This is a genomic window from Bacteroides sp. MSB163, assembly GCF_036416795.1.
Lineage (GTDB): Bacteria > Bacteroidota > Bacteroidia > Bacteroidales > Bacteroidaceae > Bacteroides > Bacteroides maternus.
Genome location: NZ_CP143867.1, coordinates 2,123,686 through 2,142,253 on the forward strand (window position 1 = coordinate 2,123,686; position 18,568 = coordinate 2,142,253).

13 protein-coding genes are annotated in these 18,568 nt (G+C 43.9%); 7 read left to right on the top strand and 6 right to left on the bottom strand.

Annotation, left to right across the window (positions count from 1 at the left end; all coding sequences use genetic code 11):
* The first annotated feature begins 7 nt into the window (after positions 1-7).
* On the top strand, positions 8-778 hold the full coding sequence (locus VYM24_RS07340) for a carboxylesterase family protein (RefSeq protein WP_330941879.1): 771 nt from the start codon (positions 8-10) through the stop codon (positions 776-778).
* A complete protein-coding gene (locus VYM24_RS07345) occupies positions 775-1,788 on the top strand; it encodes a metallophosphoesterase (protein WP_299095958.1) in 1,014 nt (337 codons plus the stop codon). Before VYM24_RS07340 ends, VYM24_RS07345 begins: the two co-directional genes overlap by 4 nt.
* 74 nt (positions 1,789-1,862) lie before the next feature.
* Here the strand turns inward: VYM24_RS07345 and VYM24_RS07350 are convergent, their stop codons facing one another.
* The 5 genes from VYM24_RS07350 to rpoN form a co-directional block, all read right to left on the bottom strand.
* Entirely contained in the window at positions 1,863-3,710 is a 1,848-nt protein-coding gene (locus VYM24_RS07350; protein ID WP_291550024.1) for a 4-hydroxy-3-methylbut-2-en-1-yl diphosphate synthase, read from the bottom strand.
* Between the two features lie 88 nt (positions 3,711-3,798).
* Positions 3,799-4,308, bottom strand: coding sequence for a 5-(carboxyamino)imidazole ribonucleotide mutase (gene purE, locus VYM24_RS07355; RefSeq protein WP_291550025.1), 510 nt, complete (start codon positions 4,306-4,308; stop codon positions 3,799-3,801).
* A 74-nt stretch (positions 4,309-4,382) separates the two neighbouring features.
* Positions 4,383-4,763, bottom strand: a complete 381-nt coding sequence (gene gcvH, locus VYM24_RS07360; protein WP_118466247.1) for a glycine cleavage system protein GcvH — start codon at positions 4,761-4,763, stop codon at positions 4,383-4,385.
* A gap of 89 nt (positions 4,764-4,852) precedes the next feature.
* A complete protein-coding gene (locus tag VYM24_RS07365; RefSeq protein WP_007211885.1) occupies positions 4,853-5,518 on the bottom strand; it encodes a membrane protein in 666 nt (221 codons plus the stop codon).
* Positions 5,519-5,597: 79 nt separating this feature from the next.
* A complete protein-coding gene (rpoN, locus tag VYM24_RS07370) occupies positions 5,598-7,088 on the bottom strand; it encodes an RNA polymerase factor sigma-54 (RefSeq protein WP_044263770.1) in 1,491 nt (496 codons plus the stop codon).
* A 313-nt stretch (positions 7,089-7,401) separates the two neighbouring features.
* Between rpoN and VYM24_RS07375 the strand changes: the two genes are divergently transcribed.
* Positions 7,402-8,775 (top strand): aminopeptidase P family protein, encoded by a 1,374-nt coding sequence (locus VYM24_RS07375; protein ID WP_330941880.1) that lies wholly within the window; start codon positions 7,402-7,404, stop codon positions 8,773-8,775.
* 22 nt (positions 8,776-8,797) lie between these two features.
* Positions 8,798-10,876, top strand: coding sequence for a TlpA family protein disulfide reductase (locus VYM24_RS07380; protein ID WP_299095947.1), 2,079 nt, complete (start codon positions 8,798-8,800; stop codon positions 10,874-10,876).
* A 138-nt stretch (positions 10,877-11,014) separates the two neighbouring features.
* Here VYM24_RS07380 and VYM24_RS07385 read toward each other — a convergent pair whose 3' ends face one another.
* On the bottom strand, positions 11,015-12,043 hold the full coding sequence (locus VYM24_RS07385) for a LacI family DNA-binding transcriptional regulator (RefSeq protein WP_299095945.1): 1,029 nt from the start codon (positions 12,041-12,043) through the stop codon (positions 11,015-11,017).
* Positions 12,044-12,262: 219 nt separating this feature from the next.
* Here VYM24_RS07385 and VYM24_RS07390 point away from each other — a divergent pair, with 219 nt between their 5' ends.
* Genes VYM24_RS07390 through VYM24_RS07400 form a run of 3 tightly spaced genes read left to right on the top strand, consistent with a single transcriptional unit; the run spans position 12,263 to position 18,559 of the window.
* A complete protein-coding gene (locus VYM24_RS07390; RefSeq protein ID WP_330941881.1) occupies positions 12,263-15,478 on the top strand; it encodes a SusC/RagA family TonB-linked outer membrane protein in 3,216 nt (1,071 codons plus the stop codon).
* A 30-nt stretch (positions 15,479-15,508) separates the two neighbouring features.
* Positions 15,509-17,548, top strand: a complete 2,040-nt coding sequence (locus VYM24_RS07395; protein ID WP_330941882.1) for a RagB/SusD family nutrient uptake outer membrane protein — start codon at positions 15,509-15,511, stop codon at positions 17,546-17,548.
* A 33-nt stretch (positions 17,549-17,581) separates the two neighbouring features.
* A complete protein-coding gene (locus tag VYM24_RS07400; RefSeq protein ID WP_299095938.1) occupies positions 17,582-18,559 on the top strand; it encodes a DUF5017 domain-containing protein in 978 nt (325 codons plus the stop codon).
* Positions 18,560-18,568: the final 9 nt, after the last annotated feature.

Genomic DNA, 18,568 nt, shown 5'->3' on the forward strand with positions numbered 1-18,568 from the left:
GACTCAGATGAAACGAATAATCAGTGTAGTTTGCGTGCTGTTCTCTTTGTTGTCCCTTTCGGCACAGGAGACTTATCAAAAAGAAACTTTTATTTCTTCCCGCGGTGATACGTTGCCCTATCGCCTACTGCGTCCCGAAACGGTGAAAGCCGGAGAGAAATACCCTTTAGTGCTTTTCCTGCACGGTGCCGGAGAGCGTGGCAACGACAATGAAAGACAGTTGACGCATGGAGGACAGATGTTCCTCAACCCGGTGAACAGAGAGAAGTATCCTGCATTCGTGCTTGTGCCGCAATGCCCTGTGAGCGGCTATTGGGCATATATGGAACGTCCTGCTTCATTCATGCCGGATGAGATGCCATTGGATAATCCCCTCACTCCTGTATTCCAGACGGTGAAAGATTTGTTGGATACCTACCTGGCAATGCCGCAGGTGGATAAGAACCGTGTTTATATAATAGGGCTCTCCATGGGCGGTATGGGTACGTTTGATATGGCTATCCGTTATCCTGAGATATTTGCGGCCGCAGTTCCCATTTGCGGAACGGTGAATCCTGCCCGCCTGAAAGCCGCCAAACAGGTGAAGTTCCGTATCTTCCACGGCGATGCCGACAATGTGGTTACTCCGGAAGGTTCGCGTGCGGCATATAAAGCCTTGAGGGCAGCCGGTGCTGATGTAGAATACATCGAATTCTCCGGTTGTAATCATGGCAGTTGGAATCCTGCATTCAATTATCCCGGATTTATGGAGTGGATATTCAGTCAGAAGAAGAAATGAAGAAGATGAAACTCTCTTATCTTGTGGGGGTACTCTTTTTAGGGAGTGTTCTCTTCACTTCCTGTAGTTCTTCCAGGCAAGTGAGTACTTTTGTTGTGCTGCCCGATACACAAACCTATCTGGAACAGTGTCCGGAGGTTTTCGACTCTCAAATAGACTGGCTGGTGGCTAACCGAAGGAAGATAGACGCAGTTTTTCAGGTTGGCGACCTGACACAGAATAATTCACCGGTTGAATGGTCTTATATGCAAAAGTCCTTTGCTCGTATAGAAAAGATTGGGATACCTTATTCTGTGGTATGGGGAAACCATGATATTGGCAGCAAGCCGGGCAAATTTTCGGATGTGTATAATACGACAGTTGCCAATAAGTACTTTCCCCTTTCATTCTGGCAACAGAGAAAGTACTGGGGAGCAAGTGCAGATGGTAAGACTCTGGATAACTATTACATTACTTTTAAATCGGGCGGTGCGGATTGGCTGGTGCTGAATATAGAGTTCGGCCCGGATGATAAAGCCTTAATATGGGCGGATTCCGTTGTAAGCATGAATCCTGATAAGTATGTGATACTGAATACGCACGCTTATTTATATAGTGACAGCACCTTGCTCGATGGGAAAGACTGGTGGCGACCCCAAGCATACGGCATTGGGCAGGAATCCGGACGAACCGTGAATGACGGAGCTGGAATTTGGAAGAAGCTGCTTTCCAAACATCGCAATGTGATTGCCGTTTTCTGCGGTCATATCCTGAAAAGTGGGGTCGGGACGCTTGTTTCGACTGCCGAAAAGGGGAATAGGGTGTATCAGATGTTGGCTAATTTTCAACGTGGTGTGACAGATAGTAAGTTGGGTGGTGAAGGTTATCTCCGTATAGTTACTTTCAATCGGAAGACGAAAGAGATTGATGTGAAGACGTATTCCACCTGGAACAAGTCTTTTCATCCGTCTGAACATCATAACTTTACATTTACGGGGGTAGATTTTGACGGATATATCAAACACCATTAAAAGAAATACACCATTATTTTTCTCATATTTAAGAGGAAAATAATGGTGTTCTAAGTATTTTCTTATTTTAGAAATTACAGATTCTTTTCTGTATAATCCCCGTTAGCTTTAATCAGCTCAATCAGCTTTTCTACAGCTTCTTCTTCGGGAATATTTTTTTCAATGCATTCTTTCTTCTTATACAGACTGATTTTCCCACGTCCGGCACCTACGTAGCCATAGTCAGCATCAGCCATTTCTCCGGGACCATTGACGATGCAGCCCATAATACCTATTTTCAATCCTTTCAGGTGTGAAGTAGCAGCTTTTACACGTGCTATGGTACTTTGAAGATCGAACAGGGTACGTCCGCATCCGGGACAGGAGATATATTCCGTTTTGCTGGTGCGTATACGTCCTGCTTGCAAAATACCAAAGGCTGTGGCATCTACTACGGCATGGCTGAGATCTCCCTGGTTGAACAGGAAAATACCATCGCAAAGACCGTCGAAGATAAGTGCTCCCATGTCGGCAGCAGATTTTATCTGCAAATCCTCTGCATCATTTTCAGCATAGTGCTGGAAGAATACAACCGGATTTTTCAGTCCTTCCTGCATCAATTGGTGCACTAAGGCACGATGTTCCCCAAGTCGGTTAGGATGGTTACTCTGTGATATAATGACTACTTCCGGATGATATTTCAGACAAGCAATCACTTCTTCCGTTTGTGCCATGTAAGGCATAAACATGAATTTCAAATCGGCTTGGCAATTGCCCATAAGTGGCATCTGCTGGTAATTGAAAGCCGGATAGGTTCCGGGCTCTTCTTCCCATACATCCGCATCCAGGATGTATTCCACTCCTTCTTCACGAGTTTCCGGTAAGGCACGTCCGGCGTATATATAATCCGGAATGAATTGCGGGTTCGTATCAAACTTGCCGTCCATGCGTTCGGCAATGACTACAGGCAGGTGATTCCCACCTATGTTGCGTACGGCAGTTGTCTCACGTCGTACCGGAGAAAGATAGTTGAAACCTTCCGCTTCCACTCCGGGTATGTAAGGGTGATCCTGGTGCTGCATAATGTAATCCACCAACTTTCGTGCTACAGGTATTTCTGCTTCCGGAGCTTCGCTCAAAGAAACGCGGATGGTATCACCCAGACCGTCGGCTAGCAATGCACCAATACCCAATGCAGATTTGATACGTCCGTCCTCACCATCCCCGGCTTCTGTAACGCCAAGGTGCAGCGGGAATTGCATTCCTTCCTTTTCCATTACGGCAGCCAGCAGGCGAACCGTTTTCACCATTACCACTGTATTGGAAGCTTTAATAGAGATAACAACATCTGTAAAATCTTCTTTTACACAGATGCGCAGGAACTCCATGCATGATTCTACCATACCTTCCGGTGTATCGCCATAGCGAGACATAATGCGGTCGGATAGTGAGCCATGATTTACACCGATGCGGATAGCTGTATGATTCTCCTTGCAGATATTCAGGAAAGGAACGAACCGGTCATGTATCTTCTGCAACTCTTGTGCATACTCTTCGTCTGTATATTCCAGATGCTTGAAGGTGCGTGCGGCATCTACATAGTTTCCCGGATTGATACGTACTTTCTCGACATACTGCGCTGCTACGTCTGCCACTTTTGGATTGAAGTGGATGTCGGCAACCAGTGGAACCATATATCCATCCCGGCGTAAACCGGCATTGATGTTCATCAGGTTTTCCGCTTCTTTAATACCTTGTGCTGTTAGACGTACATATTCACCTCCGGCATCTACAATGCGTTTGGCCTGTGCCACGCTGGCTTCTGTATCCTGCGTGGCGGTGTTTGTCATACTCTGTATGCGTATAGGATTGGAGCCGCCCATAGGGGTGGCTCCAATATTTACTTCTGATGTTTTCCGACGGAAATAGTTGAATAAATCCACGATGTAAATGATGAATTAAGAATGAAGAATTAAGAATTACCATGCGGCATAATTGCGCAGCCAATTCTTCATTATTCATTCTTCATTATTAATTAACTTTGTATTCGTACTTTACTTCTTTCAGTTCCTCGTTCGCCTTTACGATTTTCTTTTTCAGCCCTTCTTTGTAGGCTGCAAAAGTTTCAGCGAGATCGGCATCGCCCAAAGCTAGCATTTGTATAGCAAGAATGGCAGCATTCATGGCGCCATTGATGGCAACTGTGGCTACAGGGATTCCGGGAGGCATCTGAATGATAGAGTAGAGAGCATCTACGCCATCCAGCACAGAACCTTTAACGGGAACTCCGATGACGGGCAGTGTAGTGTTGGCAGCGATGACTCCGGGCAGAGCGGCGGCCATGCCGGCGGCTGCGATTATCACTTTAACGCCGCGTCCGCGGGCGTTCTTTGCAAAATCCTCTACAGCTTCCGGAGTGCGGTGTGCAGAAAGAGCGTTCATTTCGAACGGTACATGTAAATCATTCAGCAGTTGAGCGGCCTTTTCCATAACAGGGAGGTCGGAGGTGCTGCCCATGATGATGCTTACTAATGGAGACATAATTATTTAGTTATTAGTGTTTAGTGATTAGTGATTAGCAAACTTCTCAATATTATTTTGCTAATCACTAATAGTTAATCGTTAATCAACGCTTTGTAGGCAGCTGCATCCAGCAATGAATCGAAATCTGCATCAGCATCTGGTTTCATTTTGATGAGCCAGCCTTCGCCGTACGGATCTTTGTTTACCAGTTCCGGTTGGTCAGCAAGAGCCTCGTTCTGCTCCAGGATTTCTCCACCTACGGGCAAGAAAAGATCCGAAATGGTTTTCACTACTTCAATGGTCCCGAATACTTCGTCGGCTGCCAATGTTTCGCCCTCCGTCTGGATATCTACGAATACGATGTCGCCCAATTGTGCCTGAGCGTAATCAGTGATACCTACATAAGCTACATCGCCTTCAAGGCGTATCCACTCGTGTTCTTTGGTGTACTTTACATTTTCTGGGAAATTCATGATCATTATTTTTAAAGGTTAATACTGTTATAATTGACAATTGATAATTGACAATTGGAGTTACTTTATTCTTCAATTCTCCACTTCTCTCAAAAGAGGAAGATACGGAACAGGATATTACTCAGTGGATGAAGCACCAATAAGGAGCAAATTAATCCTACGGCAAAACCTACCAGTACCTCTCCCAATGTATGATGCTGTAAAATAATACGTGCTGTGCCCAGGACACCTGCAATCAGGATGAACAGACATAGCCACCATACCGGATTGTATCCGAACAAGGCACTGAAAGATACCAGCCCTCCTACAATAGCCCCTACACCTGCCATGTGCTCGCTTAACTTCCATTTCAGATTGACAACAATGCAGATAACCATCATGATCAATGCGGCAAGAATAATCCCCGTCATGTACCAAGGGATATTCAGGCGGTGCATCATCACCAGGCAGAATACGTATGAAGTAATAGTAAGCAGGAATGGCATAAAGCGCCGCTTACGTTCACCCAAGTCTTCGGGACTGAAACCGTTGATTTTACGGAATAGGAAGATGGTGAGCGTAGGCATAAGAATAGTGAAGCAGTACACTACTCCCAGCACAATCAGCTTATACTGTATAGGCATGATGCGCAGGTACGAGAAAAGGAACAGAATCAGAAACGCCAGGAACGGGATGGAAAACGGCGTGAATATAGCCGATATCACCCGGGCTGTCCGGATTAAGGTCCTGTCTGCTACAATATGTTGTTCTTCCATTTTAATGTACGATTTTACGATGTACGATATACGATTGAAATTACTACCACTTTATCACCTTACCACCTTATCACTCCCATCACCTCCTCAACCTTGCCACCGGTATGTTCAACTGTTGCCTGTACTTGGCTACCGTGCGGCGTGCTATAGGATATCCTTTTTCTTTCAGTATATCCGTCAGTTCATCATCCGTATAAGGTTTCTTTTTATCTTCATTGTCAATGCATTCTTTCAATATCTTACGAATCTCACGTACAGACATTTCCTCACCGTCTTCGGTGACGTATCCATCACTGAAGAAGAATTTCAGTGAATAGATGCCATAGTTGGTTTGCACATATTTGCTGTTGCTGACGCGGGAGATGGTTGAAATGTCCAGTCCGGTACGTTCGGCAACATCCTTCAATATCATAGGGCGCAACAATGATTCGTCTCCTTCGAGGAAGAACGGGCGTTGCAGGTCGATAATGGCTTGCATGGTAGTCATTAATGTATTCTGGCGCTGCTTCACGGCATCAATAAAGCCTTGTGCTGAATCCATCTTCTGCTTCAGGAACATCATGGCTTCTTTCGACTCTTTCGATTGGTTAGCCCTGTTTTTGGTATGTTCTTCCACCATCTCGGTGAAGTCACGGCTCATACGCAGTTCCGGAACGTTCCGGTTGTTCAGAGCCAGGTTGATGGTGCCGTCGTCGTATGTATCTACAATGAAGTCGGGGATGATCTGTTGCATGTTCCGGCCGATGGCTTCACCCAGGGAGGCACCCGGACGCGGATTGAGTTTGCAGATCTCTTTGATAGCCTGTTCAAAAGCATCTTCTTCCAGTCCGAGCTTCTGCTGTATCTTGTCCCAATGCTTACGGGTAAATTCTTCGTAACATTCGGAGATGATCGCTTCTTCTATATAAAGTAGAGGGTTCGGGGTGAAGTGCTGTTGCTCTATCTTGCGATGAATCTGAATGAGCAGGCATTCTTGTAGGTTGCGTGCACCGAGTCCGGCGGGATCAAAGTCCTGGATGATCTTCAGTGCCTCTTCCAATTCTTCCTGGGTACATTCGATGCCGGCATAGATGGCGAGTTCATCACAGATGCTATCCAGAGACTTACGTAACAGGCCATCGTCATCCAATGATCCGATCAGATATTCCGCCAGTTCACGTTGGTGCTCGGTCAAGTCACGTTCGCTTAGCTGCTCCTTTAGGGTTTCGTAAAAAGAAGTGGCGTCGGAGAAAGGAATTTCTTCGGCCTGTTCACCTTTGCTACGGTTGTTTTCCTGCAATTTGTAATCGGGGATATCGTCTTCGCTCAAATAGTCGCTTAATGAATCATATTCGTTGGCTCCGTTGTCTTCTGCGGAACCTTCCGTATCGGAATTATCAGAAAAGTCGTCACTTGCCGTATCTTCCTTTCCTTCTTCCAGAGCCGGATTTTCCAGAAGTTCCGCATGTATACGGTCTTCCAGTTCTACAGCGGGCAATTCCAGTAGCTTCACTACCAGAATCTGCTGGGGCGACAGTGTTTGTACCTGTTGCTGCGCTTGAGTTTGTACTTGTCTGGAACCTTGTGCCATACTTATTCTTTTCTTTTACTCGCCGCAAAGATAATGCAAACCGAGACAGAATAAAATGAACTCGTTCATTTTTTATGCCGAGGCGCAACTTATCTTCACACTTTTTGCAAAAATAGTGAATAGTTCGGGAACGCGAAATGTTCTCGGCATAAGTTTTTCATGCAAGCATGAAAGATTGATGCCTAATTTACATTATCTTTGCTAAAAGCGAAGATAAGCTGTACATCAGCAATAAAAAATAGGCAAGCTTATTTTGTGCTGCTTTCGGTTTGCATTATCTTTGTGCGTATCAACTTAAAAAAAATGCAACGTTATGTTTGATAAAGAAACTTATGTGCAGCGCAGAGCCCTGCTGAAAAAAAATATTGGCTCCGGAGTGTTACTATTCTTGGGAAATGACGAACAAGGACTGAATTATGAAGATAATGCTTTCCGTTATCGTCAGGATTCTACTTTCCTCTACTATTTCGGCTTGTCGTTTGCCGGACTTTCCGCTATCATTGACATCGATGAGGACAAAGAAATCATTTTCGGAGACGAACTGACTATCGATCATATTGTATGGATGGGTACGCAGCCGACTCTGAAAGAGAAGAGTGAACGGGTAGGCATTCGGGAGACGCTTCCTTCCGCCGGGATTATCAGCTATCTGCACAAAGCCGTACAAAAAGGTCAGACGGTGCATTATCTTCCGCCTTACCGTCCCGAACATAAGTTGAAACTCATGGATTGGCTGGGTATTCCGCCTGCACGTCAGGAAGGTTCCGTGCCGTTTATCCGTGCGGTGGTGGCACAGCGTAATTATAAATCTGCCGAAGAGATTGCAGAGATAGAAAGGGCATGTGATGTGACTGCCGACATGCATATCAAGGCTATGGAAGTGATTCGGCCGGGTATGTACGAATATGAAGTTGTGGCAGAGATGAACCGTGTAGCCGAAATGAATAATTGCGAACTTTCTTTCCCTACAATTGCCACAATCAACGGACAGACTTTGCATAATCATTATCATGGTAATAGAATTAAATCGGGTGACTTGTTCCTGATCGATGCCGGTGCAGAACTTCCATCGGGCTATTGCGGTGACATGTCGTCTACCGTACCTGCCGATAAAACGTTTACTTCGAAGCAACGTGCCGTTTACGAAATTCAGAATGCTATGCATCTGGAATCAGTAAAGGCTCTCCGTCCGGGTATTCCTTATATGGAAGTGTACGACTTATCTGCCCGCGTAATGGTAGAGGGTTTGAAAGGACTGGGTCTGATGAAAGGAAATGCGGATGATGCGGTGCGCGAAGGTGCTCATGCATTGTTCTATCCCCACGGTCTGGGACACATGATGGGACTGGATGTGCATGATATGGAAAATCTGGGCGAAGTGTGGGTAGGCTATAACGGTCAGCCCAAGAGCACACAGTTCGGACGTAAGTCTCAACGCCTTGCTATTCCTTTGGAACCGGGCTTTGTACATACTGTTGAGCCGGGTATCTACTTCATTCCCGAATTGATTGATATGTGGAAAGAAGGTAAGAAATTCACTGACTTTATCAATTATGACAAAGTGGAAGAATATCGTGACTTCGGTGGTATCCGCAATGAAGAAGATTATCTTATTACAGAAACCGGTGCCCGCCGCTTAGGCAAGAAGATACCATTGACTCCGGAAGAAGTGGAAGCTTTGCGATAGTATCAATTTAAGAATGAGCCTAATGAAAAAACTACTATTCTTATTTTGTCTTTTGTCCTGGAGTGCATTAAATGCACAGAAGACGATTAATCGCCCTCCGTTTATAGCAAAGGCTACGGAAACCATTGAGATAGCTGCCGTTCATTTATCGGATACAGCTACCGTGATTGATGTGGATGCAAAATTTACTCCAAAGTACTGGATACGTATTGCCCCTGCTACCTGTCTGGTGGCAGATAATGGTGAACGTTATCAGGTGCGGCAGGGAGTAGGTATTGAGTTGGGACAGGAATTTTGGATGCCAGAATCCGGAGAGGCCACTTTCTCTTTGATATTTCCACCTTTGCCGCCATCTGTAAAATCATTCGATTTTGTGGAAGGGGAAGGTGAGAGAGATTTTAATCTTTTCGGTATCAGCCTGACTGGAAAGTTGCCTAAGCTCCAATTGCCTAAAGGCCTAGAGAAGGCAGGAAAAATGACTGCTGTAGCTTTGCCGGCTCCTGAAATCAAAGAGGGAACAGCTATCATCAGTGGTCGTACTTTGGATTATAAGCCTTCATTCCGGATGAAAGTAGAATTACATTCAGCTGATTTCTTATCTGCTTATGGACAAAAGAGTACAGAGTTAGAGCTGGATGAAGCGGGAAACTTCCATACGGAAATATCAGTTTCACATCCTTCTATCGCCTATTTAAGTGTGGGTGGACCTGTTGTTCCTTTTTTGTTGTCTCCGGGTGGAGAAACCAAGGTTACCGTAAATCTTCGTGAAATGACGCGTGCTTCCAGTCGTTTACAGAAAGATACGAAGGCTGAAGGGAAGAAGGTTTATTTTGAAGGACTGAATGCAGGATTGAATACGGAGATGAATTCCGGACTGGAAATTCCTCTTTGTTCTGTTGAGCTGAAAGACTTATATGACATGACTCCGGATCAGTACAAAGCATATTGCATGCGGAAATATGAAGAAGCGAACAATGTGATCCGTGCCAATAAGAAAATAAGTGCAGCTTATGCGGAATTGTTGACGGTGCTGAATAAAGATGCATTGTATGGACTGTTATGTGGATATGATTATCAGCTATTGCAGGCTTATGCTCAGCAAAAAGGACTGTCGTTGCGTGATGCCGGTAAGGAGTATCTCTCAAAAGAACCGTCAGATGGCTATTTTGACTTTTTAAGTAAACTGGATTACATCAATTCACCCAAGTCTGTGTATTGCTTCAATTATTCCGGTATGGTAAGGAATACCGCATATATCCATTTGCCGTCTGTTAAGACCGTCGGTATCTTTGATTACCTGCTTGACTCATCCAAGGTAAGTCCGGAGGATAAGGAAGTAATGAAAAAATACCGTGATAATCCTTCGTCGCAGGATGCTTCTATAATGAGAGTGTTGAGAGATAAGTATGACAACCTCTTTCAGGAGTGTGGCAAGGTGGCTTTGGAAGCTAATCAGAAGGCGGTTGGAGAGGTAATAGGAGGTAAAGGTATCTATCATGATGTGCAGACGGCAATGCAATGTGCTTCAAAACTGGAAGATTTTATGCCTTTGTCTGAAGACGATTTTGCTACATTACGCACGATTGAGAATCCCTATTTCCTGAACCAATTGACTGCAATGAATACAGAGCTGCTTCAGAAGATAGAAGAAAATAAGAAGAAGCGTAGTTTTATGGTTCGTACTCTGCCCGAAGATGTGAAGGACGATGCCCTTTTTGAAGCCATTGTCGATCCGTTCAAGGGTAAAGTAGTGCTTGTTGATTTCTGGGCCACCTGGTGCGGACCTTGTAAGATGGCTATGAAGATGATGAAACCCATGAAGGAGGAGCTGATAGATAAAGATATCGTGTATGTCTTTATTGCCGGTGAAAATTCTCCGGAGACAACATGGAACAATATGATACCCGATATTCATGGTGAGCATTACCGGTTGACCAATGCTCAGTGGGCAGCTATTTGTGATAAATTCGAAGTCCGTGGCGTACCTACTTATCTGGTGCTCGACCGTGAAGGGAAACAAACGTACCGGTCAGTAGGTTTTCCGGGAACGGATACGGTGAAAGGTGAGTTATTGAAAGCATTAAATTCTTCCGCTGATTGATCATATACTAACGTCAGTTCTAAAAGATTTCAAGTTGCCCGGCATTGATAAAGTTGACATCAATGACGGGCTTTTCTTATCAAAGAAGCAATACGCTGCGATCAATATCCCTCCTATGTCAAAAAAACATCGCCTTTATCATAGACTGTGTGCTTTATGCGATGATTCCCTGATATTCAATTTGGCATCCAGTACGATTTTCTTATTGAGCAATCTATTTGTGCGAATCTTCTCTAGCATGCAGCTCGCTGCAATTTCTCCGATTTCGACACGTGGTTGTTCTATAGACGTCAGATAAGGTTCGACGACAGTGGCCATATCCGATTCTGAAAAGCCAGCAAAAGCGACATCATCCGGTATCCTCAAACCATGTCGTTTCAAGGCTTTCATTGCTCCGATAGCGACAGGGTCATTAAATGCAAATACAGCATCCGGTTTTTCACCGTTTCCGGACAATATCTCTTCCATGATTTGTTCTCCATCACGAATAAAAATGCCGGAATGAATGATGGCAGAGTCTGATATAGGGAGATTAGCATCCTGCATGGCCTCTATATATCCGTTCATGCGTTCTTTCGTGATATCCAGCTTTTCTGGACCCGCAAAGTGAAATATTTTTCGGTATCCCTCACCTATAAGATGAGCCACTGCTGAATAAGCCATTTTCTTATCATCGATAATGATTTTTGTAGTATCAATGTTGGAAGGCACCCTGTTGAAAAACACAAGGGGAATTCCGTTATCCTGCAGGCCTTGATACATATCAGAGTTGGCGGAACTGTCGGATGTCGTGGATATTATTATTCCGTCTACCATGTGTTGTTCTAAAAGACTCAGATTGGCACGCTCTGTTTCAGCGGATTCGTTGGATTGGGTAATAAGTATCTGATAGCCCTCATGCATCAGTATTTTTTGTATCCCGGATATAATCATTGGAAAAAATGAAGTGACTAATTCCGGTACAACGATTCCGATAGTATAACTTTTCTTTGTGACCAACCCTTTTGCCTGCGTGTTCGGATGATAGTTCAGTTCGGCAGCAGTCTTGATAACCAGTTCCTTGGTTTCTTTCTTTATTTCCCAACTATCCGATAATGCCCTGGAAACTGTGGACGTGGATAACCCAAGTTTTTTTGCTATGTCTTTTATTGTAATTGGCTTTTCCATAATATGAATGATTGCAGGTTTGTCTGCAAACTTACAACTTTTTCGACATTCTGCAAAATTCAAACGTTCCCGGGAACGTTTCCGTTGATTTTTGAGGCATTATGCTATTAGAATTGGTTGTAGTTATATAAATTTGCTCACGTTGAAGGCCACAATAATAGTCCGAATGGGAATATTTCTTTTCATATATTAACTCTAATCGTTTTATAATGCCAAAGTATGTTAACATTAAATCGTATTCAATCAAGATCAGGAAAACAGATTGCTTTTTTCCTGATGTGCCTGTTGATTTCATTTGCAGGCATCATGCCAGTCCGATCACAGGAAAAAACTAAGATGGTTACCGTTGAAGGAACTGTCGTTGATGAAACCGAAACTCCTGTCATAGGAGCTAACGTCTATATCAAAGGCAGTACCAAAGGTGTATCTACAAATGTAGATGGGAATTTCATTTTTACAGGAGTACCTGTCGGACAGACTGTCACAGTCTCTTTCATTGGTTACAAAGATTATCAGGTGCAGGTTACAAAAGGGGGAGAGAAATTGAGAATCTCTCTTGAACCTGATGCGACAATGCTTGAGGAAGTGGTGGTAGTTCCATACGGAGGTCCGGTAGCAAGAAAGGATCTTACCGGTTCCGTCGTTTCTGTCAACGTTGAGGATATGAAGGCGTTTCAGGCAGTGACGTTTGAAAATGCTATTGCCGGCAAAGTCGCCGGTGTACAGGTCAATGTCGGGGATGGACAGCCTGGAGGTCTCCCGGACATTCTGATTAGGGGCAACAATTCCGTGACCCAGAACAATGCTCCTCTTTATGTGGTAGACGGCATTCCGCTTGAGTCTCCCGACAACTCGTCAATCCCTACTCAGAACATTAAGAGTATCGAGATTCTCAAAGATGCATCGGCGACAGCCATATACGGTGCGCGTGGTGCCAATGGTGTGATTGTTATCACTACCGATTCCGGTTCGAAGGGCGCTCCGAAAATTAATTTCGAGTACCGTTATAGTTTGTCGAAAGACTATAACAGGTATGAAATGATGTCGCCTTATGAATTTGTCAGACTTCAGAATGAACTTGATGCGGCTTACGGATCCATGTATCTCGACGGTAGGGATCCTCATCCAGATGGAAGTCCATGGATACTCGATGACTACAAGAATGTGAAACCTATTGACTGGCAAGATAAGATCAGTCAGCTCGGACAGATGCACGAATACAGCGTAAGCGCATCTGGTGGTACTGAGAGGACCACATATATGGCTTCATTCAATTATGCCAATCAGAAGGGTATCATTCTTAATACCGGTATGAAGAACTATGTTGGCAGCATGAATATTACCCAGAAGATAGGCAATCGCATGCAGCTTGTCATGAGGGCGAATTATGCGGAGAAGGAAAGAACTGGTATGCAAGTTAACTATGGACAGGGATCTTCCGCTTACATGTATAAAGTGTGGTCATACAGACCTATTTCCACAAACGGTGTGGACTTGACCCATGAACTTGAAGACCCTGAAAGACCGGAGAGTGGAGTACCGATGTTCAACCCATTGCTCCAGACCCAAAATACCGATCAGAAATATATCACAAGACAGTTGAGAACCAGTGCCATGCTCAATTGGAATATTCTCAAATGTCTGAAATTCACTACTTCGATTTCTTATACGAGCACTGAATCCCAGACTGATATATTCAATAATTCCAAAACGGAAGCCGGAAGTACACTTCCAGGAAGAAATGATGGAATTAACGGTTCGAGAAGAGTAGCAAGGACTAACAATGTCTTGAATGAGAACACTTTGAACTTCAACAAAAAGTTCGATAATATTCATGACCTTGCCGTAACTGTCGGTTGTACTCAGCAGAAAAATGTTTCGGATATCTTCGAAGCAAAAGCTACACAGATCCCTATTACGTCAGAATGGAGAGGAATAGAGGCACTTGATGAAGGGCTGTCTCAGAAAATCATGTCCAAGAAGTTGACGGAATGGGCAATGCAATCTTTTATTTTCAGGTCGAATTACAACTATGACAGAAAATACTACCTGACGTTTACGATGCGTGCGGACGGTTCTTCAAAATTTGCACGCGACAATAGGTGGGGCAAGTTCTATTCAGGAGCCGTTCGGTGGAGATTCTCAGATGAGAATTTTGTCAAGAACAATATCGGATCATGGTTTAGCGAAGGATCGTTTAACTTGAGCTATGGGTCTACCGGCAATAATGGTATCGGAGAATACGCTTATCTTCCGCAGATGGGATTTTCTTCAGGAGGGACATATTATGACTATTCATTCAACGATGAATATCCTACAACGGGAGCGATTGTCTCATCGATAGGTAATTCTAAATTGAAATGGGAGACCACGTATACCTTTAATGCCAGAATGGATTTGGGCTTCTTCGACAACAGGATATACTTGACAGCCGAGTATTATAAGAAAGATACTAAAGATCTTCTGATCAATGCCACATTGCCTGCCCATATCGGCTATGGTTCAGCATATAGGAATATAGGCCGGGTGGAGAACAAAGGTTTCGAACTGTCTCTAAACACTGTTAACATGAAGAGAAGGCATTTCAACTGGACTACCGACTTCAATATTTCATTCAACAGGAACAAAGTGCTTGCACTTGCCAACAACCAGAGTGTGCTTCCAGCTGATAATCTGAAGATTCCGAATGGAGCTGCATTGTATATTGCGAAGGTGGGTCAGCCTATCGGTATGATGTACGGAGCCCTTACAGACGGTCTTTATCAATATGAAGATTTCCGTAAGGGAAGCGATGGCAGCTGGATATTGAGAGATGATGTCGTTTCACAGTCAACTCATGCAAACAGAAAGGGAGTCTTTCCCGGATATCAGAAATTCAAGGATTTGAATGGCGATCTCCAGATTACTCAAGAAGACTTGACGATTATAGGTAATCCGAATCCTGATTTTACGGGCGGTATAACAAATACTTTCAGATTCTATAATTTCGATATGTCATTGTTCTTTACATTCAGCTACGGCAATGATATCCTTAATATGAACCGTTATTATTTAGAAGAAGGCAGATCATTGAGTTCCAATCAGTTCGCTTCGTATGCCGACAGATGGACCGTGGACAATCCTAACGGAAAACTTCCGCGTGCAAGATCTGCAAACAATACGGCTTGGGGCAGTGACCGTTATGTAGAGGACGGCTCATATTTGAGACTGAAAAACTTGAATATAGGATATACTCTGCCTGTTCAGGTGAGCCAGAGGTTTTTTGTTAGCAACATGAGGATTTATTTCTCTGCCCAGAATCTGTTTACGGTGACGGGGTATTCGGGACAGGACCCTACCGTCAGTACGATGTCGAATGCAAGAACTCCAGGTTATGACTATTCGGCATACCCTGTACCACGTACATTCATATTTGGTGCACAAATTTCGTTTTAATGGATATAATGTTTCTCAATTTATATGGATATGAATAAAGTTATTAAAAATATATTGTTCGGAATCGCATTTTTTTCTTTTACAGGCTGTTTGGCTGACTTGGATTTACATCCGATAGATTCGGACACTCCGAGTACGTTTTTCAAGGATAGTGCGGCGTGTGCAAAGGTTTTAGTGGGTTGTTATGACGCTCTTAGCGTACCGGGAGGAGGACTTTTTGATGGAAGCATGAACTCTCAGTTCGTCATCTGGAATGTGACGGATGAAATGTATAATGCAGCGGCCGGAACAGGTCCTAAGGTGTATAGCTATACTTCCGGATATGCTCCTAATGCTACTATGTACAAGAATCTTTATGCGGCGATTCAGCGTTGCTGTCAATTCCTTCATTATCTTCCTGATGCCAAGATGACAACAGAAACAAAGCTCGCCATGGAAGGTGAAGTGCAATTTATAAGGGCATTCTGTTATTTCAATCTTGTACAAAATTATGGAAGGGTTCCTCTTATAACGGAGGCATCTTCGGATGTTAATACTACTTCTGCAAAGCAGGCAGAGGAGGCCGATATATACGATTTTGTAATTCGCGAGATGGAAGAGGCAGAGAGCAAGGTCTTTCCGATTACCAAATTTAACTTTGGAGGAAGAATCAACAAGTCGGCTGTCAGGGGAGTGCTGGCAAGGGTCTGCCTTTTCAATGCCGGATTCCCTTGCTACAACACCGAAAGGTACAAAGATGCATACAAATGGGCAAAGATGGTCATCGACGATCCTGCTCACAGCTTGATTCCTAATTTCGCAGAAGCATTCATTCCGCTTATTCAGGACAAGTATGATATACGTGAAAATCTATGGGAGATAGAAGCGTATTGTAAAAGTACGTCTGACGGACTGAAAGAATATTTTCCTTCATTGTCGACCACGCTCGGTACCAATTGCAGCAAAGCTGTAACAAACGTATCCTTTATGGTTAATAATACAATGAAGATCACCAAGAGAATGTTCTCATATTATGAGCAAGACACTGAGGCATTGTTAGGTTCTTATGATGAAAGACGTAACTGGGCTATCGCTCCGTTTACCAATGCCCCTACGAAACTTGATGGTGCTGAACGTCTTGTTCTTACTTATTTCGGTTCGCATAAGGATCCTGATAATGACAGATTGGTTTATGATCGTCAGGTCAACAAGTTCAACCGTCAGTATGCAAAGATTTGGCCTGCATATCAAAGTAATGCAGGAACCAACCTTTGTATAGTACGCTATTCCGACGTATTGCTTATGGCAGCCGAAGCATTGTGTCAGATACACAACGGTCCGACACCTGAGGCTATAGGCTATGTCAACGCAGTGAGAAAAAGGGCATACGGACAGATGGACGGTCGCAAGTTTATTGACCATATTGAACTTACCAATCCGGGAGAAAATTATACCATTGATGAAGTTTGTGTGGAAATTGTAGATGTTACCGACAATACCGCATCTGTCACATGCACAACGGAAGAGAACAAATCTCCCAAGGCATATCGTGTCGGAGACGTTAAAGGTCCTCTCACAATTGCTACTGCCAAGTTGCCTGAGATTCTTGGTTCTGACGGAAAACCGGACACTAAAGCCACCAGACCTATTGAGTCAATCGTATTGCTCGACAGGGGACATGCCTACAGTGAAACTCCGAAGGTGGTGATCAGGTCACTCGAAGGCGGGAAAGGTCCTAAGGGTAGCGGTGCTACGGCAATTGCAGTGATGAAGGATGAGAGTCCGTCTTATGAATTGTCTGCCGAAGCTACAGACTCAAAGGAGGCATTCCTTCAGACTATTATGGATGAAAGAGCGAGGGAACTATGCTTTGAAGGCTGGAGACGTTTAGACCTCAAACGTTGGCACAATCTTGTGGAGGTGCTTCAGGCTACGAGGGATGATGGCAGGAATGCAAAAGGAGTCAATGGAGCGCAACTTGATTATATCATGACTCCTGGCAACAATGTGTCCGATGTTCATTATTACCTTCCGATCCCTTCCGGAGAAATAATGCTTAATCCTGAATTGAAACAGAATGAAGGCTGGTAATTGTATATTTAACATTATTAAAAGTATGAGACAATGAAAAAAAATATAATTAGAATCCTGTTTCCCGCTTTAGTCGCCGCTTTAGTCGTTGTGTCCTGCCAAGTTGACACCGTGACCGAATCAACTGTTGTGACCAGGCTTGAAAAGAATGTATATGAAGTTGGAGAGAATGTCCGCTTTCACTTCTCAGGAGAAGCTGATTTCGTGACAATTTTTACCGGAGTTGATAATTATGATGGCGGAACGATGGGAGGAACGATAAAAGGTTCGCGCTATATCTATAGAAATCGCGGAAGTGAAAATGGGTCTCCGGTCTTGTCTTTCAATTGCAAAAAAGATGGAGACAACTTGGAGGAGTATGCCGAAATCAAGCTTCTTCTTTCTACTGACTTTGACGGTGATATCACCATGGAGGGAATAAAACGTGCCACTTGGTTGGATATCTCCGAAAAAGCAAAATGGCCTGTGGAGGGGACTAAAAAAGGTACTAATATTAATTCCGGGGCCATAGACTTGTCAGAATGGAACGGACAGGATATACATCTTGCTTTCTGTTATACCGCGAAAAAAGGACAAAAACAGGAAGGATATACAATATCTTCATTCAATCTTAAAAATACGGTTGAAACGGATGCTCTTCCTTATACGATATGGACAAATGCTTCTTTTGCAAAATGCGGTACGACTACGAACAAGCTGCAGGAAAATGAGACTGGCGCTATTTTCCCCGCTTATCAGTGGACACTTGGAACGTCGCTTACTTGTGCAGGCATGCCTGACGGTAAGGAGGATTTCGAAAGCTGGGTAATCACTTCCCCTGTCGATCCGAGCCAAGTGATTCCTGATTATGGTACGCTTATTAAGTCATACAGTGAGGTTGTTCCGAAGTTCTATGATTACACATATTACAAACCAGGTAAGTTTACGGCAACCGTAGTGTCTCGTAATACTACCGCTTTCGGAACAGAAGAGTCTGTACAAAATATAGAACTAGAAATAGTTGAAAAATAATTTTCTAAA